At 74.5% G+C, this 25444-nt stretch carries 18 protein-coding genes; 6 read left to right on the forward strand and 12 right to left on the reverse strand.

Annotation, left to right across the window (positions count from 1 at the left end; translation table 11 throughout):
• Window positions 1-37: 37 nt before the first annotated feature.
• The 8 genes from C1708_RS02180 to bdeA all read right to left on the reverse strand — a co-directional run bounded on the left by C1708_RS02180 (window position 38) and on the right by bdeA (window position 10633).
• Complete coding sequence (locus tag C1708_RS02180; RefSeq protein ID WP_106411028.1) at window positions 38-1318, reverse strand: ABC transporter substrate-binding protein; 1281 nt, start codon at window positions 1316-1318, stop codon at window positions 38-40.
• The gene (locus tag C1708_RS02185; protein ID WP_106411029.1) at window positions 1315-2457 is read right to left on the reverse strand and encodes a branched-chain amino acid ABC transporter permease; all 1143 of its coding nucleotides are present in this window, start codon (window positions 2455-2457) and stop codon (window positions 1315-1317) included. Before C1708_RS02185 ends, C1708_RS02180 begins: the two co-directional genes overlap by 4 nt.
• On the reverse strand, window positions 2450-3346 hold the full coding sequence (locus C1708_RS02190) for a branched-chain amino acid ABC transporter permease (protein WP_106411030.1): 897 nt from the start codon (window positions 3344-3346) through the stop codon (window positions 2450-2452). The genes C1708_RS02185 and C1708_RS02190 overlap by 8 nt, the downstream gene beginning before the upstream one ends.
• Entirely contained in the window at window positions 3343-4146 is an 804-nt protein-coding gene (locus C1708_RS02195; protein ID WP_106411031.1) for an ABC transporter ATP-binding protein, read from the reverse strand. The genes C1708_RS02190 and C1708_RS02195 overlap by 4 nt, the downstream gene beginning before the upstream one ends.
• The gene (locus C1708_RS02200; protein ID WP_106411032.1) at window positions 4143-4925 is read right to left on the reverse strand and encodes an ABC transporter ATP-binding protein; all 783 of its coding nucleotides are present in this window, start codon (window positions 4923-4925) and stop codon (window positions 4143-4145) included. The genes C1708_RS02195 and C1708_RS02200 overlap by 4 nt, the downstream gene beginning before the upstream one ends.
• Before the next feature lie 400 nt (window positions 4926-5325).
• Window positions 5326-6585, reverse strand: a complete 1260-nt coding sequence (locus C1708_RS02205; protein ID WP_106411033.1) for an RsbRD N-terminal domain-containing protein — start codon at window positions 6583-6585, stop codon at window positions 5326-5328.
• 143 nt (window positions 6586-6728) lie between these two features.
• Complete coding sequence (locus C1708_RS02210) at window positions 6729-9521, reverse strand: helix-turn-helix transcriptional regulator (RefSeq protein WP_198602379.1); 2793 nt, start codon at window positions 9519-9521, stop codon at window positions 6729-6731.
• 209 nt (window positions 9522-9730) lie between these two features.
• On the reverse strand, window positions 9731-10633 hold the full coding sequence (gene bdeA / locus C1708_RS02215; protein ID WP_106411034.1) for a bis(hydroxyethyl) terephthalate hydrolase: 903 nt from the start codon (window positions 10631-10633) through the stop codon (window positions 9731-9733).
• Window positions 10634-11387: 754 nt separating this feature from the next.
• Here bdeA and C1708_RS02225 point away from each other — a divergent pair.
• A complete protein-coding gene (locus tag C1708_RS02225; protein ID WP_241911136.1) occupies window positions 11388-11570 on the forward strand; it encodes a hypothetical protein in 183 nt (60 codons plus the stop codon).
• Between the two features lie 64 nt (window positions 11571-11634).
• On the opposite strand, the gene C1708_RS02230 is transcribed toward C1708_RS02225, so the two are convergent.
• Complete coding sequence (locus C1708_RS02230; protein WP_198602684.1) at window positions 11635-13338, reverse strand: tetratricopeptide repeat protein; 1704 nt, start codon at window positions 13336-13338, stop codon at window positions 11635-11637.
• A gap of 1010 nt (window positions 13339-14348) precedes the next feature.
• Here C1708_RS02230 and C1708_RS02240 point away from each other — a divergent pair.
• Entirely contained in the window at window positions 14349-15170 is an 822-nt protein-coding gene (locus C1708_RS02240; protein WP_106411036.1) for an SAM-dependent methyltransferase, read from the forward strand.
• A 93-nt stretch (window positions 15171-15263) separates the two neighbouring features.
• On the opposite strand, the gene C1708_RS02245 is transcribed toward C1708_RS02240, so the two are convergent.
• Window positions 15264-16184 (reverse strand): helix-turn-helix domain-containing protein, encoded by a 921-nt coding sequence (locus C1708_RS02245; protein WP_106411037.1) that lies wholly within the window; start codon window positions 16182-16184, stop codon window positions 15264-15266.
• A 173-nt stretch (window positions 16185-16357) separates the two neighbouring features.
• On the reverse strand, window positions 16358-16591 hold the full coding sequence (locus C1708_RS02250) for a DUF397 domain-containing protein (RefSeq protein ID WP_006133007.1): 234 nt from the start codon (window positions 16589-16591) through the stop codon (window positions 16358-16360).
• 174 nt (window positions 16592-16765) lie between these two features.
• Between C1708_RS02250 and C1708_RS02255 the strand changes: the two genes are divergently transcribed.
• From C1708_RS02255 to C1708_RS02270, 4 genes are all read left to right on the forward strand, one after another.
• Window positions 16766-17317, forward strand: a complete 552-nt coding sequence (locus C1708_RS02255; RefSeq protein ID WP_241911137.1) for an ATP-binding protein — start codon at window positions 16766-16768, stop codon at window positions 17315-17317.
• Between the two features lie 29 nt (window positions 17318-17346).
• Window positions 17347-17892 (forward strand): hypothetical protein, encoded by a 546-nt coding sequence (locus tag C1708_RS02260; protein ID WP_106411039.1) that lies wholly within the window; start codon window positions 17347-17349, stop codon window positions 17890-17892.
• A 686-nt stretch (window positions 17893-18578) separates the two neighbouring features.
• Window positions 18579-21305, forward strand: a complete 2727-nt coding sequence (locus tag C1708_RS02265; protein WP_106411040.1) for a SpoIIE family protein phosphatase — start codon at window positions 18579-18581, stop codon at window positions 21303-21305.
• 161 nt (window positions 21306-21466) lie between these two features.
• Complete coding sequence (locus C1708_RS02270; RefSeq protein ID WP_106411041.1) at window positions 21467-22831, forward strand: FAD-dependent oxidoreductase; 1365 nt, start codon at window positions 21467-21469, stop codon at window positions 22829-22831.
• Window positions 22832-22906: 75 nt separating this feature from the next.
• On the opposite strand, the gene C1708_RS02275 is transcribed toward C1708_RS02270, so the two are convergent.
• On the reverse strand, window positions 22907-25279 hold the full coding sequence (locus tag C1708_RS02275) for a glycoside hydrolase family 65 protein (RefSeq protein WP_106411042.1): 2373 nt from the start codon (window positions 25277-25279) through the stop codon (window positions 22907-22909).
• Between the last annotated feature and the right edge of the window lie 165 nt (window positions 25280-25444).

The following is a 25444-nucleotide window of genomic DNA, read 5'->3' on the forward strand; positions in this document are numbered from 1 at the left end:
CCCTCCCGCGGAGGCGTGCCGGGGCGTCAGCGGTGCGTCAGCGGGAGGACAGGTACTCCTCCACGCCCGGTGCGGCGTGCGCGTCCTCGGCGTTCACCACGCCGCCGACCGCCTTCGCGTCGGGCTTGAGCACGTACGTCTCGACGCTGGCGGGACGGTTCACGTCGGAGAAGTTCTGCGGCGTGCCGAGCCCGGTGTCGGCGTTGGTCTGCGAGCGGTGCGCCTTGACGACGTCCTCCCGGGTCAGGCCGCCCGCCTCGCACGCCTTGGCGAGGTCCTCGCCGATGAGCTGGGCGGCGTTGTAGCCGGACAGCACGCCGGAGTCGACCGGCGAGTCCGGGTACTTCTTCTGGTACGACGCCACCATGCGCCGGACGCCGGGCAGGTCGGAGCTGACGGCGGGCGCCGCGCTGACCACGTGCAGCATCGCCGCGAGCGCGGGCGCGGCCGGCGTCTCCATCAGCTGGGGCGCGAACCCGGGGGCGCTGCTGACCACGGGGACCTTCAGGCCGCGTGAGGCGGCGACACCGACCAGGGAGGCCGTCTGCGCCGGTCCCGCGCTGATCAGGACGGCCTTGACGCCCTCCTTGCGCAGCGCCGACACCTGCGCCGACAGGTCGGTGTCCGTGGCCTGGATCTTCTGTCCGGCCACCTTGATCCCGGCCCGCTCCGCCGCCCAGGTGGAGCCCTCCAGGGCGTTGGCGCCGTAGTCGCCCTCGAAGTAGACGTGGCCGATGGTGTCGCCCTTCTTCAGGCCCTTGGTGCGGGTGAGGAACTCCACCGCGGCGATCATGTCGACGTCGTAGGTGGTGCCGAGCACCTGGACGGCGTCCTTGCCGAGCAGGGAGGCCGCCCAGGCCTGCGGGAAGGTGAGCACCTTGTCCCGCTGGATGTCGTCGAGCAGGGCGGCCACCACCGGGGAGCCGATGACCTGGGGCAGCGCCACGACGTCGGGGGCGATGTCGGCGTAGGCGGTGACGGCCTTCTGCACGTCGTAGCCGTGGTCCTTGACGACGATCTCGACCTCGCGGTCGCAGATGCCGCCCTTGGCGTTGGTCTCCTCGGCCCACATCTGCTGGGCCTGCACGATGCTCTTGCCGAGCGTGGCGTACGGGCCGGTCAGGTCGGTGAGGGCGCCGAGTCTGATGGTGTCGTCGTCGACGCCGGGCCCGGTGCGGACGCCGTCGGCGGCGTCGCCCTTGTCGCCGCCCTCCGTCTTGGAGCTGCATCCGGTGGCCGCGAGCAGCAGGGCGAGCGTGCCGGCGAGGACGGCCCCGGCGGCGCGGCGGCGGGGGCGGCGGGTGTGTCTGGTGTTCACGGGGTGTGCTCCTTGGGTCGTGCGGCCGCGGCCGGCGGCGGGGGCGAGGGAACGGCGGAATGCGGGACGTCGGTCGGGGTGCGGCGGCGCCGCAGACGGTCGCGGGCCCGGCGGGCCAGACCGTGCAGCCCGTCGGGGGCGTACAGCAGGACGAGCACGATCGCGGCGCCGTAGAGGTAGCGGGCGGCCTCGGTGGGGCCGACGGCGCCCTCGGCGGAGCCCGGCGCGGCCACCAGCGGGAGCTGGTCGGCGTAGCGCGTCATCAGCAGCGGGAGCGCGGTGACGAAGACGGCGCCGGCGGTGGCTCCGGCGACCGAGCCGAGGCCGCCGATGACGATCATGGCGAGGTAGTCGACGGACAGCACCAGCGAGAAGTAGTCCGGCACCACCCGGCGGAAGGCGAGCGCCAGTAGCACCCCGGCGAGGCCCGCGTACATCGACGACACCACAAAGGCGGCCGAGCGGTGCCGGGCCACGTCGACGCCCATCACGGCGGCGGCGGTCTCGCTGTCGCGCAGGGCGGCCAGCGCCCGGCCGGGGCGGGAGCGCAGCAGGCCCCGGGCGGTGAACCAGGTCAGCGCGAACAGCGCCAGACCCAGGAACCACAGCCGCTCCTCCGCGCCGAACGGCACGCCGAGCACGGTCAGTTCGTCGCCCGCGTCGAAGGTGAAGCCGCCGAGGGAGAGCGGGGGCACGGAGCGGCCGTTGAAGCCGCCGGTGACCGACTCGGCGGTGAGCAGGACGTGGTGGCCGAGGAAGACCAGGGCGAGGGTGGCGATGCCCAGGTAGATGCCCTTGACCCGGCCGGCGACGGGACTGAACAGCCCGCCGGCGAGGCCGGCCATCAGCACCGCGAGGGGCACGGCGAGGGCGGTCGGCAGTCCGGGGCCCGGGTCGCCCGCGAGCCAGGTGTAGCCGTACGCGCCGACGGCGAGGAAGAAGGCGTGGCCGAGGGAGAGCTGTCCGGCGGTGCCGCTGAGCAGGGCGAGGCCGATGGCGCCGATGGCGGCCGCCATGGAGAACAGGCCGATGCGCAGCCAGAAGGCGTCCAGGTAGAACGGCGGCAGGCACAGCAGCACGGCGACCGTGAGCAGGGTGGCGCGGCGACGGGTGAGGAGCGCGGTGATCCGGTCAGACACGGGCCGCTCCCTTCGCGCCGAACAGCCCGTTGGGCCGCACGAGGAGCACCAGCAGCATCACGGCGTACGGGGCGACCTCGCCGAACCCGTCGCCGAGGACGTGCAGTTCGGACTGGTAGCCGATGACGAGCGCCTCGGTGAGCCCGATGATGAGGCTTCCCGCGAGGGCGCCGACCGGGGAGGCGAGCCCGCCCAGGATGGCGGCCGGGAAGGCGTTGAGCGCGATCTGGCCGGTGGTGCGCTCCAGGCCCGGGGCGGGGAACGCGGCGAGGAACACCGCGGCCAGCGCGGCGAGCGCGCCCGCCAGGCACCAGGCGCCCGCCCGTACCCGGCCGAGCCGTACGCCCATCAGCGCGGCGGCCTCCGTGTCCTCGGCCGCCGCCCGCAGGGACAGGCCCCAGGGGGTGAACCGGAACAGGGCGAAGACCGCGCCGATGACCACGGCCGACACCGCGATCGCGGCGAGCCGGCTGTCCGCGACGGTCAGCGGCCCCAGGTCGGTCACCGCGTCGCCCCACGGGTCGCCGAGGGACAGCAGGTCACCGCCGATGCGGCGGGCCAGGTCGGTGAGCAGCACGATGTCGATGCCGATGGTGACGATGGTCTGCACGTGCGCGGAGTGGGCGTCGTGCCCGCCGCGCTGGAGCAGGAACCGGTCCAGCGCCCCGGCCAGGGCGGCCGTGACGACGACCGCCAGGGCGAGCGCTCCGGCGAAGCCCAGGTCGTCGTGGAGGACGGCGACGAGGTAGCCGCCGAGCAGCAGCAGGGAGCCGTGGGCGAAGTTGAGCACGCCGGAGGCCTTGAAGATGACGACGAAGCCGAGGGCGACCAGCGCGTACACCGCGCCGAGGGCCAGTCCGCCCAGCAGGCTGTCCAGGAGGTCCGTCATGCCGCCTCCTCCCCGGTCGCGTCGGTGCCGAGGTAGGCGCGCAGCACCTCGGGGTTCCGGCGGACCTCGTCGGGGGTGCCGTGCGCGATGGGCCGGCCGAAGTCCAGCACGGTGACGTCGTCGGCGAGACGCATCACCAGACCCATGTCGTGCTCGACCAGGACGACGGACAGGCCGAGTTCGGTGCGCAGGTCGGCCACCACCTCGGCGGTGCGGGCGCGTTCGGCGGCGTTCATGCCGGCCACCGGTTCGTCGAGCAGCAGCACACGGGGCTCCAGGCAGAGGGCGCGGGCGAGTTCGACGCGCTTGCGGTCGCCGTACGGCAGCAGGCCGACGGGCGCGTCGAAGTGGGCGCCGAGACCGGTCAGTTCGGCTATCTCACGGGCGCGGGCGAGATGGTCGCGCTGCTCGCGCCGGGCGCTCGGCAGCCGCAGGGCGCTCGCGGTGAACCCGGCGCGGCTGAGGGCGTGCCGGCCGAGCATCAGGTTGTCGGCGACGGTGCCCTGGGTGGTGACGATGTTCTGGAAGGTGCGGGCCACGCCGAGCGCGGCGATGCGGTGCGGGGCGAGCCGGGTCAGCTCGGTGCCGCCGAGCGTGACGCTGCCGGCGGCGGGGCGGCACAGCCCGGACAGCACGTTGAAGCAGGTGGACTTGCCGGCGCCGTTGGGGCCGATGAGCGCGTGCACCGAACCGGGGGCGACGGTGAAGGACACCCCGTCGAGCGCGGTGAGCCCGGCGAAGCGCACGGTGACGTCCCGTACGGCGAGCTCGGGCGGTGCGGCGATGGTGCGGTCGTTCACGCGGCCCCCTGGTCCTGCGCCGACTCGCCCAGGTACAGGCGGCGTACGGCGTCGGTGCGGGCGAGTTCCTCGGCGGGGCCGGACAGGCGGGTCTCGCCGACCTCGAGGACGTGCGCGTGGCTCGCGAGGGAGAGCGCCATGCCGGCGTTCTGCTCGACGAGGAGCACGGCGGTGCCCTGCGCGTTGATCTCCCGGATCACCTCGCCGATGCGGTGCACCATCTGCGGGGCGAGTCCGAGGGACGGCTCGTCCAGGAGCAGCAGGCGGGGCGCGGCCATCAGGGCGCGGCCGATGGCGAGCATCTGCTGCTCACCGCCGGACAGCAGTCCCGCCGCCTGGTGGGTGCGTTCGGCGAGCCGGGGGAAGAGCGTGAAGACGCGGTCGCGTGCCTCCTGGACCTGGGCGCGTCCGCGCCGTCCGAGGCCGAGCCCGCCGGAGCGGAGGTTCTCGTCGACGGACAGCCCGGCGAACACCCGGCGTCCCTCCGGGACCTGGACGACGCCGGCGCGGACCGCGGTGACCGGGTCCTTGCCGTCGAGCTCCGTGTCGCCGTAGCGGACGCGCCCGGCCGTGATCGCGCCGCGGTGCAGGCGGAGGGTGCCGGAGACGGCGCGCAGCAGCGTGGTCTTGCCGGCGCCGTTCGCGCCGAGCAGGGCGACGACCGCGCCGGGCGGCACGGTCAGGGACACGGAGCGCAGAGCGGACAGCGCGCGCCCGTACGTCACGTCGACGTCCTCGACGTGCAGCGCGGGCAGGCCGTCCGGTGGTGCTTCGGGCATCACGACTCCTCGGGGCCGCCGCGCACTTCGCCGACGGCTTCGGGGGAAGGGGTGCTCACGACAGCACGGCGGTGACCGGCCGGTACAGCGTTCCGGTCCCGCACGCTGCGGCGTACCAACGGGGGCGGGCGGGGGTTGTGCGGGTGCCCATGCGGGGCGGACGGCGGCCTGTGGAGGCCCGCTCCCTGCCCGCCGACGGCTGACCCGCCCCCGCCCGGGGGGGCGGGGAGCCTCCCCCACGCCTCAGGGACGGGCCGCCTCCGTTCCGCCGGCGGCTGCGGGCCGTCGGGGGCCGGTCGCGCGGTTCCCCGCGCCCCCGGGGCGCACGCCGCTACGGCCGGGCGGTGCCCGCCCCCGGAGGGCGGTTCCGCCCGGAGAGGGGGCGTGGTGCCGTACCGGCTCAGGGGCGCAGGAGGCGGCGGGCCGTGAGGGCCAGGCTGGCTTCGATCAGGTCGGAAGGGCGGGAGAGGGAGCGGCCGGTGAGTTGTTCGTAGCGGCGGAGGCGGTTGAGGACGGTGTTGCGGTGGCAGTACAGGCGGCGGGCGGCCCGCTGGGCGGAGCCGTCGCAGGCCAGCCAGGTGGCGAGGGTGTCGAGGAGGACCTCGGCGTCGGCGGGTTCCAGACCGGCCAGCGGGCCGAGCAGCCGGTCGGTCAGCGCGGCGGCGAGGTCGGGGTTCGACGCCACCAGCGCCGCCGGCAGGTGCTCGGTCAGCCGGACCGCGCCGCCCGCTTCCGGGCACAGCCGCAGCGCCGTGTCCGCCAGCCGTCGTGCCTCCCCCACGGCGGCCAGGCCGTCGACCGTGCTGCTGACGCCCACCCGCACGCCGGGCGGCTGCTCGTCCGGGACGACGAGCTCCACGTCCTCCCCGACGAGGACGATGCCGTGGTCGGCGTCCACGCCGGTGTGCCAGTGCACGCGCACACCCGGGGCGAGGACCGCCTGGGCGCCCGTACAACCCGGGGACCGCGTCCCCTCGACCGCGACGACGGCGTACCGGCCCTGCTCGGGCAGGTCCAGCGCCTCGGCCGCCTCGGGCAGGTCGGCGATCCGGCTCGTGCCGTCCAGCAGGGCCGCGGCCAGCAGTCGCACCCTGTTCTCCCTCCGCCACGCCATCTGCCGTTCCGTCTGCCGGTAGGCGTCGGCGACGATGGTGCTGTGCTCGTCGACGAAGTCCCACACGTCGGACGCGACGTGCACCAGCAGCCGTACGTCCTCCGGCGCCGCCCGGGACGTCTCGTCGACCAGGCCCTGCCACACCAGCGAGCCGCCCAGCCGGAAGGCGTGCAGCACCGCGTCCAGCGGCAGGCCCTGTTCGGCGCGGGTGGCGCCGATCTTCCAGGAGCAACGGCGCGCCCCGTCGCGGGCGCCCTGCGGGTCCAGCAGCGAGGAGATGCTGTGCCGCAGCGAGCGGTGCACCTCCTGCCAGGTGGCGACGGCGTCGCCCTCGACGGCGGTGCGATAGGCCGGCTCCTGCTCCTGGAGGACCGCGACCAGCCGGTCCGTCAGCTGCGGCAGGTCGTCCAGCAGCACGCGGGCGGCCCGGTGCAGCACGCGCAGCGCGTCGGCGTCGATCAGCGACCGCACGCGCGGGGACCGTGACCGGGACGCGGGCACGGGTCCGGGGCGCAGCAGGGTACGTGGCCGTACGGCGTGAGGCATCGCGCATTCCCCCCAGGGTCTGGCTTCCCGGCGGTGGTCGTGCGGCGGCCCCGTACCGGCGCCCGGCAGGTACGGGGAGCCCACGGGCCGGCCGCCGTCGGACTCGTCCTGCCCCGAAGGATGGCATACCGTCCGGTCGGTCCCTAGAGTCGTGCACCGGTCTTTTCCTCCTGCTCGACCAGACGCACCAGCTCGACCCGGGAACGGAGGCCGAGCGTGGCGAACACGTTGCGCAGGTGGTAGTCGACGGTACGGGTGCTCACGGAGAGGCTGAGGGCCACCTCCCGGTTGGTGGCGCCCTCGGCGACGTACCGGGCGATCCGCAGCTGCTGCGGGGTGAGGCGGGCGAGTTCGCCGGCGCCGGAGGCCGTCGCGGGGACGGCGGGCGGGGCCGCTCCGCCGGCGCGCAGTTCGGCGGCGGCCTGCTGCGCCCAGAGGCGTGCGCCGCAGTGTTCGAAGCCCATGCGCGCCTCCTCCAGGCGGGTGCGGGCCTCGCGGAGCCGGCGCCGGCGGCGCAGCCACTTGCCGTAGAGGAGTCCGGTGCGGGCGCGTTCGAAGTCGTCGGCGGCGTCGTCGTGCTGGTCCAGGGCCCGCAGGTACAGCTCGTCCGCCGCGTCCGGTGCGGCCAGCAGGGCCCGGCAGCGCAGGAGTTGGGCGGGGGCCTGGGGGTCGGCGCCGCAGGCCGCCCACAGCGCGAAGTCCTCCACGACCGCCGCCGCGTACTGGGGACGTCCGGCGGACGCGGCGGCCTCCACGAAACAGGGGACGGCGAGCATCCACACCGCGAAGTGGCCGCGGCGGGCGCCGGGGCGGACCAGCGGGCCGAGCCGCTGCGCCGCCTCGCGGGGGCGGCCGCCGCCCAGATCGGCGCGGGCGGCGGCCCAGTGGGCGAGGGTCGACGCCTGCGCGAGCCCGTGCCGGCGGGCGGTGCGCAGGGCCGCCTCGGCGTGCTCGGCCACCAGGTCCGCCTCGCCCTCGATGGACGCGGCGAGGGCGAGGACGGCGTGGTGGTGGGCGGCGGTGTTGCGCTGTCCGGTGCGTTCGGCTGTGCGCAGGCCCTCCTCGGCGTGGGTGCGGGCGAGCTGGTGGCGGCCGGCGCGGAGTTCGGCGTACGCGAGGTATTCGAGGGCGCGGGGTTCCAGGGCGGCGGAGCCGGAGGTGCGGGCCGCGGCGAGGGCGCGGGCGCCCGCGCGGCGGGCGGACGGGACGTCGCCCAGCATGAGGGCCGCGGCGGCGGAGCGGAGGAGGGGGTCGGGGTCGCTGCCGTGGAGGCCGTGTTCGACCACGCGCCGCAACGGGGCGGCGGCGAGGTCGAAGCGGGCGAGGAGGACGGCGCGCATGCCGTCGCGGTGGTCGCGGGCGAGGTCACCGGTCGGCGGGGTAGCCGCGGCGGCGGTCCGCGCGGTGCGCGCCGCGTGGGGTGCCGCCGCGCCCGCCCGTGCCGCTGGGGTCCCCCCGACACCTCCAGGGCTCTGGGCGAGGTACGACGGCCCGCGACGGAGTGCGGGTCCGTCGGCCGAGGCAGGTGTTCTCGGGACGCGGACGCAGGCCGTCGCCAACGGGAGCGTGGGGGGTGTGTGGGCGGGGGCCAGGGCCGAGAGGCAGGAGGCGGGGTCGCCGGCGGACCAGGAGGCGTCTGCCGCGCCCAGGGTCGCGCGGGCCGCGGCGTGGGGGGAGGTGGGCGCCAGGAGGCCCGCCGCGAGGAGGAAGGACTCGCGGGCGTCCTCCACCGGGCCGTCGGCCAGGAGCACCGCGCCTCGCAGGAGTTCCGCGCCGCCGCGCACGGACGCGGGTACCGAGCGGCCGCGGGCCCGGTCCAGCAGGCACAGGGCGTCGGCGGCGTGACCGGCCAGGAGCGCCTGCTCGGCGGCGGCGAGGTGGCGCCGGGCGCGTTCCGCCTCGTCCGGGGTGAGCTCGGCAGCGCGGACCAGGGCGCGGCGGCGGAGGGCGGGCGGCGCCGCGGCGGCCGGGTCGGTCGCCGCCGACGTCAGGGCGGCGGCCAGGCCGGGGGCGGGGCCGGCGACGGCCCATGAGCGGTGGAGGAGGGGCAGGACGGCGTCGTGCGTCTCGGTCGCCGCCTCGGCCAGGACACGGTGCGCGGCGCGGCGGTGTCCGGGCGGCGCGGTGGCGTACACCGCTCTGGCCATCAGCGCGCTGCGGAAGCGCAGCCGGCCCTCACCGCGGGCCAGCAGCTCCGGCAGCGGCCCGTCCGCCGCCTCGTCGCACGCGCGGAGGACGAGATCCGCGTCCGCGTCCTCCTCCCCCGTCGCCTGCGCGGCCGCCGCCACCGTCAGGAGCAGGCCGCCGGGGCCGGGCAGGCGGTCGCCGACGACACCGGCCAGCGCCTCGCCGTCGACCAGCGGGCGGGGCAGCGCCCGCCGTCCGCTCAGCTGGGCGGGCGACAACCGCCGGACCAGCGTCAGCAGCAGCGCGGGGTTGCCCTCGGCCGCCGTGATCAGTTCGTCCCGCACGCCGGGGGCGACGGCGCCGTCCGCGGCCTCCCGGATCAGGAGCGCCGCGTCCCCGGGGGTGAGCGGGCCGAGGCGCAGGACGGGCAGGTCCGCGAATTCGGGGTCCACGGGGCGGTGGCCGGCGACGGTCAGCAGGAGGCCCGCCCGTGAGCCCGTCCGGCGCACCCGCGCGGCGGCACGGGCGAGCGCGGCGCGGGACGGGGCGTCCCACAGGTGGGCGTCGTCCACGCAGACGAGGAGCGGCCCGGCCACGGCGGCCGTCCGCAGGGCGTCGTCCAGCTCGCGTACGCGGCCGGCGCGGACGTGCCGCACCGGGCCGGCGCGGAAGAGGCGGGCGGCGTGGTCGAGGAACGTGGTGCGGCCGCAACCGGGTTCACCGGTCACGACGCGGACGCCGCCGTCGGTGCGCAGCGCGTCCAGCAGCTCGGCGGTCAGCCGCTGCCGGGCGGTCGGGTATCCGGTCATTCCCGTGACCTTACTCGCGCGTAAGGTCATGCGGAAGGTATACGTCCGTCGCCGGACGCACCATCAACGGCCGTGTCATCAGCGGGTTCTTCCACCGGGACGCACGGCGGGGACTGTGCCGCGGCCCAGTCCGGGCGGCTCCGTGCGGTGCCCCCGCACAACGGCGGTGGCGGCCCGCGTCGTCCGCGGACCGCCACCGAGGGACGTCGTCAGGAGGTGTGCGGGCAGTTGCCCCGCGCCTCCTCGATCGTCAGGCTCCGCGCCGGCAGCGGGCACAGGAACCGCTCGTACCGGGTGTCGTTGTCGATGAAGCGCTTCAGCCACGAAATGCTGTACTTCGCGATCGTCGTGTTCGACGAGTTCGGGGTGAAGTGGGTGGCGTTGTTGAGCTCCAGGTAGGCCCGGTCCAGGGAGGAGGGCAGGCCGTTGTAGAGGGGCTCGGCGTGGGTGGTGACGGGCGCGACGCTGTCGCCGTCGGCGCCGAAGATCAGGGTGGGGGTCCGGACCTCGGACCAGGTCTTGTCGAGGTTCCAGGGCGTCAGCGGGATCGCGGCCTGGAGGGAGGGCCGGTCCTTGGCGGCTTCGAGGGAACCGCCGCCGCCCATGGAGTGGCCCATGACGCCCAGTCGGCTGCTGTCGACGCGGTTGCGGACGGAGCTGCGCTGGGTGAGGTAGTCCAGCGCGGCCAGCAGCTGGTCGCCGCGGGAGGCCGGCTGGTCGAGGGTGGTGTTGGTGTCGATGGTGAACACCACGAAGCCCTGGGAGGCCAGGCGCGGCCCCAGCCAGGAGATGGAGGACTCGAGCGCGGTGAAGCCCGGCGAGATGGCGACGGCGCCGAAGGTTCCGTCGGCGGTGGTGCTCGGGTAGTAGATCGTGCCGCCGCCGAAGCCGGTCGCGGCGAGCCTGGAGACGGAGGTCTCCGAGACGGCGTACGGGCCGCGCAGGGCCTCGATGCTGCTTTCGGTGGGCGCCGGTCCGCGCTCGTAGGGGTTGTCGGCGGCGTGGGCGCCGGGGCCGGTGAGGGTGCTGAGAGCGACGACGGCGGCGAGCGCCGCGGTCAGTCCGGCCAGGCGGCCGGTCCTGCGCGTGCTGGTGTGGGGGTGCTGCTGCACGACGAGTGGTCCTCTCTGTCACGGCGGACCGCCCGGCCGGCCGGTGCGCGGGATCACGGCGTGGGACGGGGAGCCGTGCCCCGGCCGGGGGCGTCGCCTTCTGACTGGCGGTGCCACTGTCGGAGAGGAGAGGGCGGTCGCGGACCGGCGAAATCACCGGTCTCGTGGGAGAGGCGCTTCGCGGGGCGGGCCGGGCGTGGACCTGCGGGCCGGTGGGGCCCCGTCCCTGGGGGGTCTCGCCGCCACTGTGCGCCGACACGCCCCGGGGGGTGTCACGTCCCCGGGACAGGAGAACGGGCGGGCTGCATGAGTGGGGCCGGCCGGGGCACCCGGACGGGCACGGTCACCGTCGGAGTCGGCGCCGACGGTGGCGGCGGCGCCCCGGTTCCCGGGGCGCCGCCGCTCTGTGCGGCGTCGTGCGCGTGGGCCCGGCCGCCGGCCCGCTTCTCCCGGACGGGACCGTCCGGGAGCCGTTCGGCCTCCGGCGGCCCGGCGCGGCGCGGGAACTCCACGGCGTCCCGGTCGGGGCAGGCGAGGCCGACGGTCTCCGCGCGCACGGTGACGCGTCGGCCGCCCGGGCCGGGCGGCGGGTGTACCCCGATCGGAGGTTTGTTGTCCCTCCAGGACCCGTCCGTGCCGGCGCGTATGCGTGCCGGGACCCCGCGTCACCCGACTGGCCCGCCGGAGGAGCCGTACGGACGCCCCCCGTGCTGGTATGGAAGCGGCCTCCATGCCTACCCGGAGGGAGCTGGGAATGCACGAGATGTGGTGCGGTGCGGACACTTCGGGGGAGCCGGTCTGGCACGTTCTCACCCCGGACAAGACCTCGACGCTGTGCGGGGTGGAGAAGGAGAGGGAATCACCCCGGCGCGACACGACGGACCGGCACTGCTTCTCCTGCATGCAGTCGTTCCAGGCCGTCATGGCGTCCCGCTGAGAACCGCGGCTGCCCCCGTCGGCGCCGGCGGGCCCGGGCACCACCCGGGTCCGCCGGCGCCGCTTCAGTGACAGGCGTGCCGCCCCGCTCCCGGGGCGTGCTCCCCCGCCACCGGGCCGTGCGTATCGAGCCGGCAGAAGCAGGACGCCTCGACCGGCACGTCCGCCAGCGCCGCCGCCTGCCGCAGCTGACGGGCGACGATCGCGGCCTCGCCGGTCCTGCCGGCGCGCAGCAGGCACTCGTGGAAGCCGTGCAGCGCCCACACGTTGTTCGGGTGCTGCAGCGGCCGGGGCAGGGTGTCGTCCAGCCCCAGGTCGGCCCGGTAGACGGCCTCCGCCTCGGCGACCCGGCCCTGCTCGAGCAGCAGCGCGCCACAGGCGTGCCGGGCGGGCTGCATCCAGGCCCACGGCTCGTCGTACAGCAGGGTGTCGTCCCGTTTGACGGCCAGCTCCAGCGCGGCGAAGGCGGTGTCGTGATCGCCCCTGCGGTAGGCGAGTTCGCCGTCCAGCATCGCCGAGGCGATGGCGAGGATGTCGTGGCAGGTGTTGTTGAACAGCACCCTGCTCGCGGGCACGCGGTCCACGGCCGCGCGGAACTCCTCCCGCTCGGCGTCGGCCCGCCCGGTGTCGCCCTTCACGGCCAGGGCGATGCCCCGGGCGTAGTGCAGCATCGCGGTGGTGACGCAGTACAGCTCCGGGTCGTCCGGGAAGGGCAGCGCGAGGATGTCGTCCCAGCGGCCGAAGCGGATCAGCACGTGGAACCGCATCGCCAGGAAGGCCTCCAGCCAGTCGGCCATGGGCGGGCTCTCCACCCGGAGCAGCTTCTCGGGCACGGCGGCCTCGAGGCGTGCGGCCGCGTCGAGGGCCACCCCGGACTGTCCGGCGAGCATGGCGCCGTAGATCCGGAAGTGGTGGTTGTGGCAGCGGTAGAGCGTGTAGAAGTTCATCGCGCCGGCCCGCTGGAGGTACTTCTCGTCGGCGGCGACGGCGGCGGTGTTGTCCGAGACGACCCGGCGGTAGTCGCCGCACAGCACCTCGAGGTGCGAAGGCATGTGGAGCAGGTGCCCGGCGTCGGGCGCGGCTCCGCGCAGCCGGTCGGCGACGGTGAGGGCCGCCTCCGGGGTCGGGGACATCTCCATCAGGTGGATGTAGAGGTGCACCACGCCGGGGTGGGTGGCGCCCGCCTCGGTGGCGAGGGCGCCGTCGAGCACGGCCTCGGCCTCCGCGGTGCGGGCGCCGTCGGCGGGACGGCCGGTCCTCAGGTCCCACAGCCGCCAGGGCGTGAGGTTCATCAGGGCGTCGGCGCAGAGCGCGGCCACGTCCGGGTCGCCGGGGGCGCTCTCGTGCACGGCGAGCATGCGGTCCGCGTACGGTCCGTTCCACACCGAGCAGTCGCCTTCGGGGCGGGCCTGCGGGTAGCGGGCGCGCAGGGCCTCGACGAGGGCCCGCTCGACGGGGGTGGCGCGGACCGTGGCCGCCTCATGGGCGCGTTCGACGGCCGCGTGGGTGCGCTCGACGGTGCGGGTGAGGTCCTCGGTGTCGAAGGCCTCCCAGGGTTTGTTGTAGTTGGGGCCGAGCGCGTAGGCGATGCCCCAGTGGGCCATCGCGCAGCCGGGGTCGGCGTCGGCGGCCTTCTGGTAACAGGCAACCGCTTCCTCGTGGTTGAAGGCGTAGGTCCACATCAGCCCGCGGTCGAACCAGAGTTGGGCCTCGGGGGAGGTCGTCGACACGGGCCGTCGGTAGGAGCCGAGGTCGTAGTAGCCGTCCATGGTGCCCGCCTCCCGGGGGTCCGGCCGGGCCGGCCGCCGCTCGTCAGGCGGCCGGCGTCCCATGGGGACGAAACCGACGATAGCGGGGCACGGACGGCCTCGCAGGCGCACCGCGGAACCGTCCCGGGGCAGGTCGGACGCCGACGTGGAGCTGCGGCGACAGCACTTTGATCATCGTGTTGGTCCAGCGCATCTGCCGCGGCGTCCGCGGGGGGGGCGGTCGAGGGCCGGATCGAGCAGAGCCCGGTCGCGGGCGGTCCGGGCGGTCCAGGCGGTCCAGGCGGTCCAGGCGGTCCGGGCGAGCATCTCCCGGTGGAGGGAGCCGCGGACGGCGGCCAGGTGCGGGGCGCACAGGTCCTCCGGGAGGAGCAGCCCGGTCTCCGGGCGCCGTCCGGGGCCTGGGCGGCCTTCTCACGGAGGGCGGCGAGCGCGCCGGGCGCGGTGTGGCCGCGGGGGCCGGACAGCCCGACGCCGTGGTCCCGTCGGCGGCGCGTCCGGGGCGGCCGTCGGGCGGCCGGTGGCCCCCGGGGGTGTCCCGGCAGCCGTAGGGGAACGGCACGGGCACCACGCCGTCACGGACCGCCACGGTCCGCAGCCGGGCCCGGAGCGCCCCGCGCGGGGCGGTGACCTGGACCAGGCCACCGTCGGCCGGTCCGGCACGGCGGCCTCCACCGGGGGATCTCCGTCCGGACGTCCGGCGCGGCGGCGTTCGGTCCGGGCGCGTGAAGCGTGCGCACGCCCAGGGGTCGGTGAGCCGGTCCGGCGGGCCGTCCACGGTGGTCCGGTCTTCACGGCGCGGGGATGTCACGGGGCGGACGCCCGCCTCCCCCTCACCGGCCCGGCCCTCACTCCTCACACTCATCACGCGACCCGGAGTGACGGACTGACACACCTTCACCATTCCTTCGGGGTTATGTTCACCGACGGGCTGGCAAGGGCCGTTCGGTCCTCCCTAGGATGTATTTCCTGTCCAGCCAGTCCAGTTGGCGCGGCACTCCACAGGGGGAACGATGCACGCCGGTAAGCAGTTGTCCACCGAGATCGACGCAACCGTGCCGACGGCCGCGCGTATGTACGACTACTACCTGGGCGGCAGGGACAACTACGCCGCGGACCGGGCCGCGGTCGAGGAACTCGACAAGGTGGTGCCGAGCACCCGCCGGCTGGCCCTGAACAACCGGCGTTTCCTGCAGCGCGTGGTCCGCACGCTCACCCAGGAGTACGGAATACGGCAGTACCTGGACCACGGCTCCGGCCTGCCCACGCAGGACAACGTCCACCAGGTGGCGCAGCGCGTCGACCCCACCACCCACGTCGTGTACGTCGACAACGACCCGATGGTGCTGGTGCACGGCCGGGCCCTGCTGGAGCAGGACGAGCGCACGGTGGTCATACAGGCGGACATGCGCGACACCGACAGGATCTTCGGCCATGCCGAGACCCAGCGGCTGATCGACTTCGACGAGCCGGTCTGCGTGCTGTTCAACTCGGTCTTCCACTGCATTCCGGACAGTGACACCGACGGTCCGCGGGCCGTCGCCGACCGGGTGCGGGAGCGGCTCGCGCCGGGCAGCTTCATGGTGATGTGCCAGCTGGTCAGCGAGGACGAGAAGGTCCGCGACTTCGTCACCGGCTTCATGGACCAGGCGACCCAGGGACGCTGGGGCCGGGTCCGCCAGGAGAAGGACGTCGAGGCGCTCTTCGAGGGGCTGGAGGTCCTCGACCCGGGCCTGGTGGAGGTGTCCACCTGGCGTCCGGACACGGAGGTGGCGCCCGTTCAGCTCACGCGGGAGTGGATCGAGTTCGGCGGCGTGGGCCGGATACCCGAGTAGCCCTCCCGGTCCCGCGCCGCCCTCCACCGGATCTCGTGGGACCGGAAGGGGCGTCGGTGCGTCCGGGCGCGGACGCCTCGGGCACGACGCTCGTCAGGAGAGGGCGTAGCGCTCCTCGATCGTGCGGCGCAGCATCTCGACGGACGCGCGGGGCGTGAGCGCCTCGTCGGCGAGACGGTCGAGCACGATCCGGTACTCCTCGGTCTCGTCGCGGTCCTCGAGGAAGTTGGCGCTTCCGATCTGCTCCAGGTAGACCACGTCGGGCAGGTCGAGGCCGCCGAAGCGCAGGTAGGTCACCGGGATGGCGGGCGCCGAGGCGTTGGTGACGTCCAGCGGGACGATCTGCAGGGTGACGTTCGGCCGCTCGGCCATCGTGGCGAGGTGGCCGAGCTGCTCGCGCATCACGGCGCGGTCGCCGAGGACACGCAGCAGGACCGACTCGTCGATGACGGCCCACAGCTGCGGGGCGTCCTCGCGGAGCAGCAGCCGGGCCCGGTGCATGCGCAGCTCGATCCGCCGCTGCACCTCGCTCGCCGGGGCGTTGGGCAGTCCGCGCTCGACGACCGCGCGGGTGTAGTCGGCGGTCTGCAGCAGTCCCGGGACGTACTGGATCTCGAACGTACGGATGGTGGCGGCGGCCTCCTGGAGTCCGACCAGCCGGTCGAACCACTCGGGCATCAGCCGCTTGTCGTACCGCTGCCACCAGCCCGGTTCGCCGGCCCGCCGGAGCAGCTTGAGGAGGACGGAGGCCGCGTAGGCGTCGGTGCCGTAGAGGTCGAGCAGCTTCCGTACGTCGGCCTCGGTCGGCGGGCGGCGGCCCTTGCCGGACTCGATGCGGGACAGCTTGGCACCGCTGAAGCCGACGGAACGGGCCGCCTGGTCCTGGGACAGTCCGGCGTCCTCACGGAAACCGGCCAGCTGCACGCCCACCAGCATCTTGAGCAAGGTCGGCGCGGGCTCGGGTCTGTCCAGGTAGGGTTCCAGACGGGAGATGCGATGCGACGCGGCGGACATCCTGACTCCCAGCAGACCGGCACAAGGGCGATTCACACTATCGCATCTGATGCCGGCTCACGGAAACAGAATGCGACATGCCGATCAGAATCAGGCAGTTGCATTCCGCCTCACCGGCGCCGCCCCCAAGGGCCCACGCCGGCCGCACGGCGGTCATCGGGCGCGGGGGCCCGTCATCGGACGAGGTGGTCGAACTCACCGTCCTTCGCCCCCGCCAGGAAGGCGGCCAGCTCGGCGGCGGTGTACACGAGGGCCGGGCCGTCGGGGTCGCGGGAGTTGCGCATCGCGACGTCGCCGCCGGACAGCGGCGCGACCTCGACGCAGTTGCCTTCCGCGTTGCTGTGCCGGCTCTTTATCCAGCGGGCGTCCAACTGACTGGCCCGCACTCCGTTCCGCACTCCAGGCACCGCTGTCTCCTTGCTGCTGATCTCGTCCCGCCGCGCACGGCCGTCACCACGCTTGGCGAAAAACCTCGCGCAATTTCCCGTGCAATTGCACGGGAGCGCTGACAGCGTGGATAATAGCCGCGGCGTCAACCCCTGTGGGAGCGCCCCGTCCTGGCGTCGCATCGAGGAGATGCCGTGTCATCACCTGCGTATTTGACGTTCCGGTCGGCGGCCTCGGCCGTCTTACCGGCCGGCGGCGCCGGTGCCGGGCCGTTCGGCCCGCTGCCGGCGGTGCCGCACGAGGACGGGCCCCCGCTGTCGACGGTGCCCGCCGCCGCCCCCCACGCGGCGGTGAGCATCGCCTGCAGCGGGGAGGGCCTCGCGCGAGCGCGGTCCTTCATCCGCGACACCCTCGGGGACTGGTCGCTGCGGCAGTGCAGCGACGACGCCACCCTGGTGATGACCGAGCTGGCCGCCAACGCCGTCACCCACGCGGCGTCGCGCTGCCCGGGTGAGTCGGCCGTCCGGCTGGGGTTCCGTCTGGAGCCCGCGCACCTGCTGCTCACCGTCTCCGACCCCGACGACCACCCGCCCGTGCGGCACTCCCCCGGCGGCGACGCCGTTCTGGAGGAGCACGGCCGGGGGCTCCGCATCGTCGACGCCCTGTCCGAGGCGTGGGGCTGGTTCCCCGCCGTCCCGGCGGGCAAGACGGTGTGGGCCCGGTTGTCCACCCGTCCGTCCACCTGACACGACTGCCGCGGAAAGGCACCCACGCCATGCGCAGCGCTTCTACGGAACAGCCGAGCAGCGAGCGCCCAGTGCGCCACACGTCCCCCACCAAAGTGGCACGGTCCACGCCCCTCATGGCCCTGTCCCAGGTGCCGTGGGCCGACATGCAGGACTCCACCGGATCGGCGGCCGCCATTCCCCTGCTGCTCAACGGCATCGCCTGGGGCGACGCCGACACGGCCCGGGCCGCCCTCGAGGATCTGCGGAAACGGATCTGCCAGTACGGCTTCGTCACGGAGCAGGCGACCGCCGCGACGGTCCCGTTCCTCTGGGAGCTGGCGCAGTTGCCGCACGTCACCGTCCGGGCGGGCATCATCCAGCTGCTGAGGGCCATCGCCGACGCCCGGCAGTGGGAGAGCACGGCCGCCGCGTACCCCAAGCTGCTGAACCGCCGTGAGAACCCGGTGGTGTGGGAGCGGGCCGCGCGCCAGGCGGTGCGCGCCCGGCGCGGTGAGCTGAACCGGCTGCTGGCCGAGCCGGACACGGAGATCGCGCGCGCCAGCACGGAACTGGCACGGGCGCTGGCCGACTGAACCACCGGATCCGGCCGTTCCCGTACCGTCCCCGCGCCGACAGGGCGTGTCGGCGCGGGCTCCGAGCCCGGCGCCATGAGCCCGTCCTACGGGCCCGCACACTCCGGGACGCCCCCGCACGGGGCGGGCCCGGCCGAGAAGACGCGCGACTGTTCGGGGGACGGGTCGCGCGTCGGGGGGAGGGTCGCGCGCGGCCGAGGGGGAAGACCGCGCGCGACCCGCGTCCTTCCGCGGAGCACCCGTGCACGTCATGACGCACTGCGCGCCCCGCACACTCCGCGGTGCGGCTGCACGCCCTGCGCGCTCCCACGCCGATGCACACCTCGTGGTGCTCCCCGGCGTACCGGGGCGGCTCCCGTGGCTGCCGGAACGCGCCCATGGACCCCACATCCCGCGCGCCCCGCGCCTCCGTGCGCGCCCCGGCGCGCGCGGGAGCGCCGGGGCGTACTGGAGCGAACAGCGCGTTCACGTCGTCCGACAGACATACCGGCCCCTGCACCCGTCGATGCACGCGCCGTCCTCGGCCGCCCGAGGCGCGCGCCCCCGGCGGGAGAGGCCGGGCGGGCGTCCCGGGACGCGTCGGCCAGCCCCGCAGGCGGGGAGCGGCGCCCCTCCGAGCCCCGCGGCAGCGGCCTACCCTCGCCTCGATTCGCGTGGCAGTGTAGACATGGCACATGGTCCGACTCATGGGTCGATCCCGGACCCGGTCGCCCCAGCGGTCCGGTGCGGCGGCTTCGGTGCGGCGCCGGCGGCAGGAGAGCGGCCGCTCGGGGTGGCATCCGGTGGCGGGGCTGCGGTCGGTGGTGAGCGGGCGCAGCGTCGCCGGACAGGTGTTCGTACTGCACCTGGTGATGGTGCTGCTTCTGGTCGTCGCCGCCGTGGTGGCCCTGGTGCTCCAGGTGCAGCGGGACAGCACGCAGGAGGCCCGCGGCCGCTCCCTCGCCGTCGCCGAGACCTTCGCCAACGCCCCCGGCACGGTCGAGGCGCTGAAGTCCCCCGACCCCACGGCCGTGCTCCAGCCGCGCGCCGAGGCCGCCCGCGAGCGGTCGCACGTCGACTTCGTCGTCGTCATGAACACCGACGGCATCCGCTACACGCACCCCCGACCGGACCGCATCGGGAAGCAGTTCGTCGGCACGATCGAGCCCGCGCTGGCCGGCGAGCCGGTCGTGGAGGAGATCGAGGGCACCATCGGACACCTCGTGCAGGCCGTGGTGCCGGTGGAGGACCCGGACGGCGAGGTGGTCGGCCTGGTGTCGGCCGGCATCACCACGGAGAACGTCGGCGGGGTGACGGAGGCGCAGCTTCCGCTGGTACTGGGCGCGGCGCTCGCCGCGCTGGCCCTGGCGACCGGCGGCGCGGCCCTGATCAGCAGACGTCTGCTGCGCCAGACCCACGGCCTGGGCCCGCACGAGATGACCCGGATGTACGAACACCACGACGCCGTGCTGCACGCGGTGCGCGAGGGTGTGATGATCCTCGACGACGACGGCACGCTGCTGCTCGCCAACGACGAGGCACGCCGTCTGTTCAGCCTCCCCGAGGACGCCGAGGGCCGGCACGTCCGGGACCTGGGACTGGATCCGGCCACGACGGAGCTGCTGTCCTCGGGCCGGGTCGCCACGGACGAGGTGCTTCCGGTGGGTGACCGGCTGCTCGCGGTCAACCAGCGTCCCACCGACCCGGCGGGCCGCCACCGCGGCAGCGTCACCACCGTCCGCGACTCCACCGAGCTGCGGGCGCTGTCCGGCCGGGCGGAGGAGTCCCGCGAGCGGCTGAACATGCTCTACGACGCGGGCGTGGGCATCGGCACGAGCCTGGACGTGGCGCGGACCGCACAGGAGCTGTCGGACCTGGCCGTGCCCCGGTTCGCCGACTTCGTCACCGTGGACCTGTTCGAGTCGGTGCTGGGGGGCGGCCACCCCGACGCGGCCGCCGCGCTGCGCCGCACCGCCCGGACCGGTGTCGCCGACGACGCCCCGCTGTACCCGAGGGAACAGCAGATCCGCTTCGTCGAGTCGTCCCCGCAGGGCCGCAGCCTGACGACCGGCCGGGCGGTGCTGGAGCCGCGGCTCGACGAGGCGCCGGGCTGGCATGCCCAGGACGAGGAGCGCTCCGCGCAGGTGGTGGGGTACGGCATCCACTCGCTGATCACGGTGCCGCTGCGGGCCGGCTCGCTGGTCCTGGGCGTGGTCAGCTTCTGGCGTTCGCGCAAGCCGGAGCCGTTCGACGACGACGAGCTGGCGCTGGCGGAGGAGCTGGTCGCGCGGGCCGCGGTGTCCATCGACAACGCCCGCCGCTACACCCGCGAGCACAGCATGGCGGTGACGCTGCAGCGCAGTCTGCTGCCGCGCACGCTGCCCGAGCAGAACGCGCTCGAGATCGCCTACCGCTATCTGCCCGCGCAGGCCGGGGTGGGCGGCGACTGGTTCGACGTGCTGCCGCTGTCCGGCGCCCGGGTGGCGCTGGTGGTCGGCGACGTCGTCGGGCACGGGCTGCACGCGGCGGCCACCATGGGCCGGCTGCGCACGGCGGTGCACAACTTCTCCGCGCTCGACCTGCCGCCCGGCGAGCTGCTCGCGCTGCTGGACGAACTGGTCGGCCGGATCGACCAGGACGAGGCGCAGGACGAGCACGTCGCCCCGGTCATCGGCGCGACCTGCCTGTACGCCGTGTACGACCCGGTGGCGCGGCGCTGCACCGTGGCACGCGCGGGCCATCCGCCGCCGGCGCTGGTCCGGCCGGACGGGCACGTGGAGTTCCCGGACGTGCCCGCCGGTCCCCCGCTGGGCCTGGGCGGCCTGCCGTTCGAGTCGGCCGAGCTGGACCTGCCGGAGGGCAGCAGGCTGGTGCTGTACACCGACGGACTGGTCGAGGACCGCGAGCACGACATCGACGTCGGTCTGGAGCGGCTGCGGGAGGCGCTGGCGGGCGCCGGGGACTCCCCGGAGGAGACGTGCCGGGCGGTGGTGGAGGCCCGGCGTCCCGCGAAGGCGGCCGACGACATCGCGCTGATCGTGGCGCGGACCCGGGCGCTGCCCGCCGGGCGGATCGCTCAGTGGCCGGTGCCGTCGGATCCGGCGGCCGTGGGCGAGGTGCGGGCGGCGGTGACCCGGAAGCTGGCCGAGTGGGGGCTGGAGGAGCTGACGTTCGGCACGGAGCTGATCCTCAGCGAGCTGGTCACCAACGCGATGCGGCACGGCGCCGCGCCCATCCAGGTACGGATGCTGTACGAGCGTCACCTGATCTGCGAGGTCTACGACAGCAGCAGCACCGCCCCGCACCTGCGGTACGCGACCATGACGGACGAGGGCGGGCGCGGACTGTTCCTGGTCGCGCAGCTCGCCGAGCGCTGGGGCACGCGCTATCTGCCCGCCGGGAAGGTGATCTGGGCGGAGCAGAACCTGCCCTGAGGGCTCCGTGAGGACCCTGGCGTCGGCCCCATAAGATCACCTGGGGACAAGGCATAAGACCGGCTTATGAGCCCATAGACCGGACCCGCGTACCAGGTAAGGCAAGCCTCAGTTTAGGCTTTCCCACGAGACGCTTGTCATCGCTCGAAGGGAACCTGACCATGCCCCGCCCCCTGCGGGTAGCCATCGTCGGATCCGGCCCCGCCGGGATCTACGCCGCCGACGCCCTGCTCAAGTCCGACGTGGCCGCCGATCCCGGTGTGTCCATCGACATCTTCGAGCGGATGCCGGCGCCGTTCGGACTGATCCGTTACGGCGTCGCCCCCGACCACCCGCGGATCAAGGGCATCATCACCGCCCTGCACCAGGTGCTCGACAAGCCGCAGATCCGCCTGTTCGGCAACGTGGACTACGGCACCGACGTCCACCTCGACGACCTCCGCGCCTTCTACGACGGTGTGATCTTCGCCACCGGCGCCATGGCCGACCGCGCGCTGCCGATCCCGGGCATCGACCTGGACGGGTCCTACGGCGCCGCGGACTTCGTGTCCTGGTACGACGGCCACCCGGACGTGCCCCGCACCTGGCCGCTGGAGGCGGAGAAGGTCGCGGTGCTCGGCGTCGGCAACGTCGCCCTGGACGTGGCGCGCATCCTCGCCAAGACGGCCGACGAGCTGCTGCCCACCGAGATCCCGCCGAACGTCTACGAGGGCCTGAAGGCCAACAGGGCGATGGAGATCCACGTCTTCGGCCGCCGCGGCCCGGCGCAGGCGAAATTCAGCCCGATGGAGCTGCGGGAGCTGGACCACTCCCCCAGCATCGAGGTGATCGTCGACCCCGAGGACATCGACTACGACGACGGCTCGATCGCCACCCGGCGCGGCAACAAGCAGGCCGACATGGTCGCCAAGACCCTGGAGAACTGGGCGATCCGCGACGTCGGCGACCGTCCGCACAAGCTGTACCTGCACTTCTTCGAGTCGCCCACCGAGATCCTCGGCGAGGACGGCAAGGTCGTGGGCCTGCGCACCGAGCGCACCGCCCTCGACGGCACCGGCAACGTCAAGGGCACCGGCGAGTTCAAGGACTGGGACGTCACCGCGGTGTACCGCGCGGTCGGCTACCTGTCCGACAAGCTGCCCAAGCTGCCCTGGGACATCGAGTCCGGCACCGTGCCCGACGAGGGCGGCCGGGTCATCCAGGAGACCGGCGAGCACCTGGCGTCGACGTACGTCACCGGCTGGATCCGGCGCGGTCCGGTGGGCCTGATCGGGCACACCAAGGGCGACGCCAACGAGACCGTGGCCAACCTGCTGGACGACTACGCCCACGGGCGGCTCGGCACGCCCGGCTCCCCGGACCCCGAGGCGGTGGACGCGTTCCTCGCCGAGCGCGGCGTCCGTTACACCACCTGGGACGGCTGGTACCGCCTGGACGCGGCGGAGAAGGCGCTGGGCGAGCCGCAGGGCCGTGAGCGCGTGAAGATCGTCGAGCGTGAGGACATGCTCCGCGAGAGCGGCGCCTGACACCCCCGGGCCCCGGGCCGGGGCCCGTCCGCCGGGCGCCCGGCCGGTTCCGCGCCGGCCGGGCGTCCGGCGTCGTCATTCCGGCAGGGCCAGCCGGGCCGTCTCGCCCGGGTCCACGCGGACCGCGCGGTGTCCGGGCAGGTGCACCTCGATCGGGGAGTGGCCGGCGGCGGGCACGGTGATCTCCAGCAGCCTGCTCTCCAGCCGCAGCCGCACGCCCCAGTGTCCGTGGTAGCGGACGGTGAAGCCGTAGGAGGACAGCTCCGGCAGGGGCACGGGGTCGAGCCACAGGGCTCCGCCGCGCGTCTCCAGGCCGGTCAGGCCGCGTTGCACCAGGTCGAGGGTGCCGGCCATGGCGCCGAGGTGGATGCCCTCGCCCGTGGTGCCGCCCTGGATGTCGGCGATGTCGGACTGAAGGGCCTCCTGGCAGAACTTCCAGGCGTCCGCGCGGCGCGCCCGGGCCAGGATCCAGCCGTGCACCAGGCCGCTGAGGGTGGAGCCGTGGCTGGTGCGGTGCAGGTAGTGATCCACCGTGCGCCGCCAGGTCCGCTCGTCCAGGCTCAGTCCCAGCCGCCGGAAGACGCCCTGCAGTTCGGCGGGCGAGAACAGGTAGCCGAGCATGAGGACGTCCGCCTGCTTGGACGCCTGGTAGCGGTTGACGGTGTCGCCCTCGGCCTCCAGGATCCGGTCCAGCCGCCGGATGTCGCCGTACCGGCGCCGGTAGCCCCGCCAGTCCAGCTCGGCGAGTTCGCCGTACCCCTCGAACTGGCTGATGACGCCGTCGTGGAAGGGGACGTGCAGGGTGCGCGAGACATGGTCCCAGTGGTCGAGTTCGGCCTCGTCGAGGCCGGTGCGCTCGGCCAGCTCGCGGCGGCGCGGGTCGGGCAGGTGGCGCAGCACCTCCACGGTGCGGGCGAGCACCCAGGCGGCCGTGACGTTGGTGTACGCGTTGTCGTCGAGTCCGGGCTCGGGGGCGTCCGGGTAGCCTTCGTGGTACTCGTCGGGCCCCACCACGCCCTTGATGCGGAACCGGCCCAGCCGGTCGTCGAAGGCGGCGGAGCCGGCCCAGAAGCGGGAGATCTGCAGCAGCATCTCCGCGCCCTTGGTGTGCAGGAACTCCTCGTCGCCCGCGGCCTCGCAGTACTGCCACACGTTGTACGCGATCGCCGAGCCGACGTGGTGCTGCAGGTGCGAGTGGTCGGGCAGCCAGCGGCCCGAGCGCGGGTTGAGGTGCAGCTGCTGGGTCTCCTCACGGCCGTCGCTGCCGCTCTGCCACGGGTACATCGCGCCCCGCAGCCCGGCGTCGTGGGCGGCCGTGCGGGCGCGCTCGAGGCGCCGGTGGCGGTAGTGCAGCAGCGCCCGGGAGACCTCCGGGAAGTGCAGGTTCAGGTACGGCAGGACGAACAGCTCGTCCCAGAAGATGTGCCCCCGGTACGCCTCTCCGTGCAGGCCCCGGGCCGGGACCCCCACGTCCAGGTCGGCGGTGTGCGGGGAGAGGGTCTGCAGGACGTGGAAGAGGTGCAGCCGCAGGATGCGCCCCGCCTCGTCGGGCACGTCCGGTTCCGCCCGGCGCCAGAGCTGCTGCCAGGCCGTCAGATGGGGCGCCAGCAGCTCGTCGAAACCGGCGGCCCGGTGCACCCGGTCGACGGCGGCGTGCAGCGGGTCGCTGATGGCGGGGTCGCGGGAGGTGTGCAGGGCGACGACCTTGTCGACGGTGAGGGTCCGGCCCGCCGCCAGCTCCAGCCGGGTCGCCTGCACCGCGCGCGGCCGGTCGTGCCGGACGATGACGGACGCGGGCGAGGTCAGCCGGGAGGCGAGGGCGACGCGGATGTCGGAGGTCCGGGTGCGGCAGCGCAGCCAGACGGTGTCGCCGCGCGAGCTGCCGGTGAGCACATGGGTGAGGTGGCGGCCGTCCAGGTCGGCGTAGCGTGCCACCCCGGCGTTGGTGACGCCCCCGTCGAGTGCCGCCTCGACCTCCAGCGGCCCGGAGAACCCCTCGGCGGTGAACTCGGTGCGCAGGCCCGCGAGGTGCGGGTCGGCCATGTGGACGAACCGCAGTTGCCGCACCAGGAGCGCGCCCCCGGATCCGAGCCCGTACCGGGTCCGGCGCTCCATCAGCCCGGAGGACAGGTGCAGCGTGACGGCGTGCTCCAGGACGGTCCCGGTGTCGGGGGTCAGCCAGTCGTCGCCGGGCAGCCGGAACCGCAGCGGCAGCCAGTCGGGCAGGTTGACGACGTCCTCGTTCTCCACCTGCCGGCCGCCGACCGCGGAGACGAGCCGGTTGTAGACGCCGGCCGCGTAGGTGCCCGGGTAGTGCACCCCGTCGGCGGTGCACTCCGCCAGCGCGCCACGGGTGGCGAAGTAGCCGTTGCCGAGGGTGCACAGTGATTCGCGCAGACGCTCGTCGGCGGGGTCGTAGCCTTCGTACTGCCAGGTCCAGCCCGTCACTTCGCCGCTCCTCCCGCCGACGACCGCCGCGCACACGGTCGTACGGTCCCGTACGAGGGCGCCGGGGTGCCGCGGCGGCCCGGCGCCGTCACCGGCGGCGAGTCCTCCCTGCCGGGGGCCGGGCGGTCCCGCCGCGACCGGAACGGCGCACCGAGTACCCCCGGC

The organism is Streptomyces sp. DH-12 (assembly GCF_002899455.1).
In the GTDB taxonomy this organism is placed as follows: Bacteria; Actinomycetota; Actinomycetes; order Streptomycetales; family Streptomycetaceae; genus Streptomyces.

Coding starts and splice junctions, on each gene's coding strand:
- C1708_RS02190 (WP_106411030.1), bottom strand. CDS start 3,346: ATGACGGACCTCCTGGACAGCCTGCTGGGCGGACTGGCCCTCGGCGCG.
- C1708_RS02200 (WP_106411032.1), bottom strand. CDS start 4,925: ATGCCCGAAGCACCACCGGACGGCCTGCCCGCGCTGCACGTCGAGGAC.
- C1708_RS02205 (WP_106411033.1), bottom strand. CDS start 6,585: ATGCCTCACGCCGTACGGCCACGTACCCTGCTGCGCCCCGGACCCGTG.
- C1708_RS02210 (WP_198602379.1), bottom strand. CDS start 9,521: ATGACCGGATACCCGACCGCCCGGCAGCGGCTGACCGCCGAGCTGCTG.
- C1708_RS02225 (WP_241911136.1), top strand. CDS start 11,388: ATGCACGAGATGTGGTGCGGTGCGGACACTTCGGGGGAGCCGGTCTGG.
- C1708_RS02230 (WP_198602684.1), bottom strand. CDS start 13,338: ATGGACGGCTACTACGACCTCGGCTCCTACCGACGGCCCGTGTCGACG.
- C1708_RS02240 (WP_106411036.1), top strand. CDS start 14,349: ATGCACGCCGGTAAGCAGTTGTCCACCGAGATCGACGCAACCGTGCCG.
- C1708_RS02245 (WP_106411037.1), bottom strand. CDS start 16,184: ATGTCCGCCGCGTCGCATCGCATCTCCCGTCTGGAACCCTACCTGGAC.
- C1708_RS02260 (WP_106411039.1), top strand. CDS start 17,347: ATGCGCAGCGCTTCTACGGAACAGCCGAGCAGCGAGCGCCCAGTGCGC.
- C1708_RS02265 (WP_106411040.1), top strand. CDS start 18,579: ATGGGTCGATCCCGGACCCGGTCGCCCCAGCGGTCCGGTGCGGCGGCT.
- C1708_RS02270 (WP_106411041.1), top strand. CDS start 21,467: ATGCCCCGCCCCCTGCGGGTAGCCATCGTCGGATCCGGCCCCGCCGGG.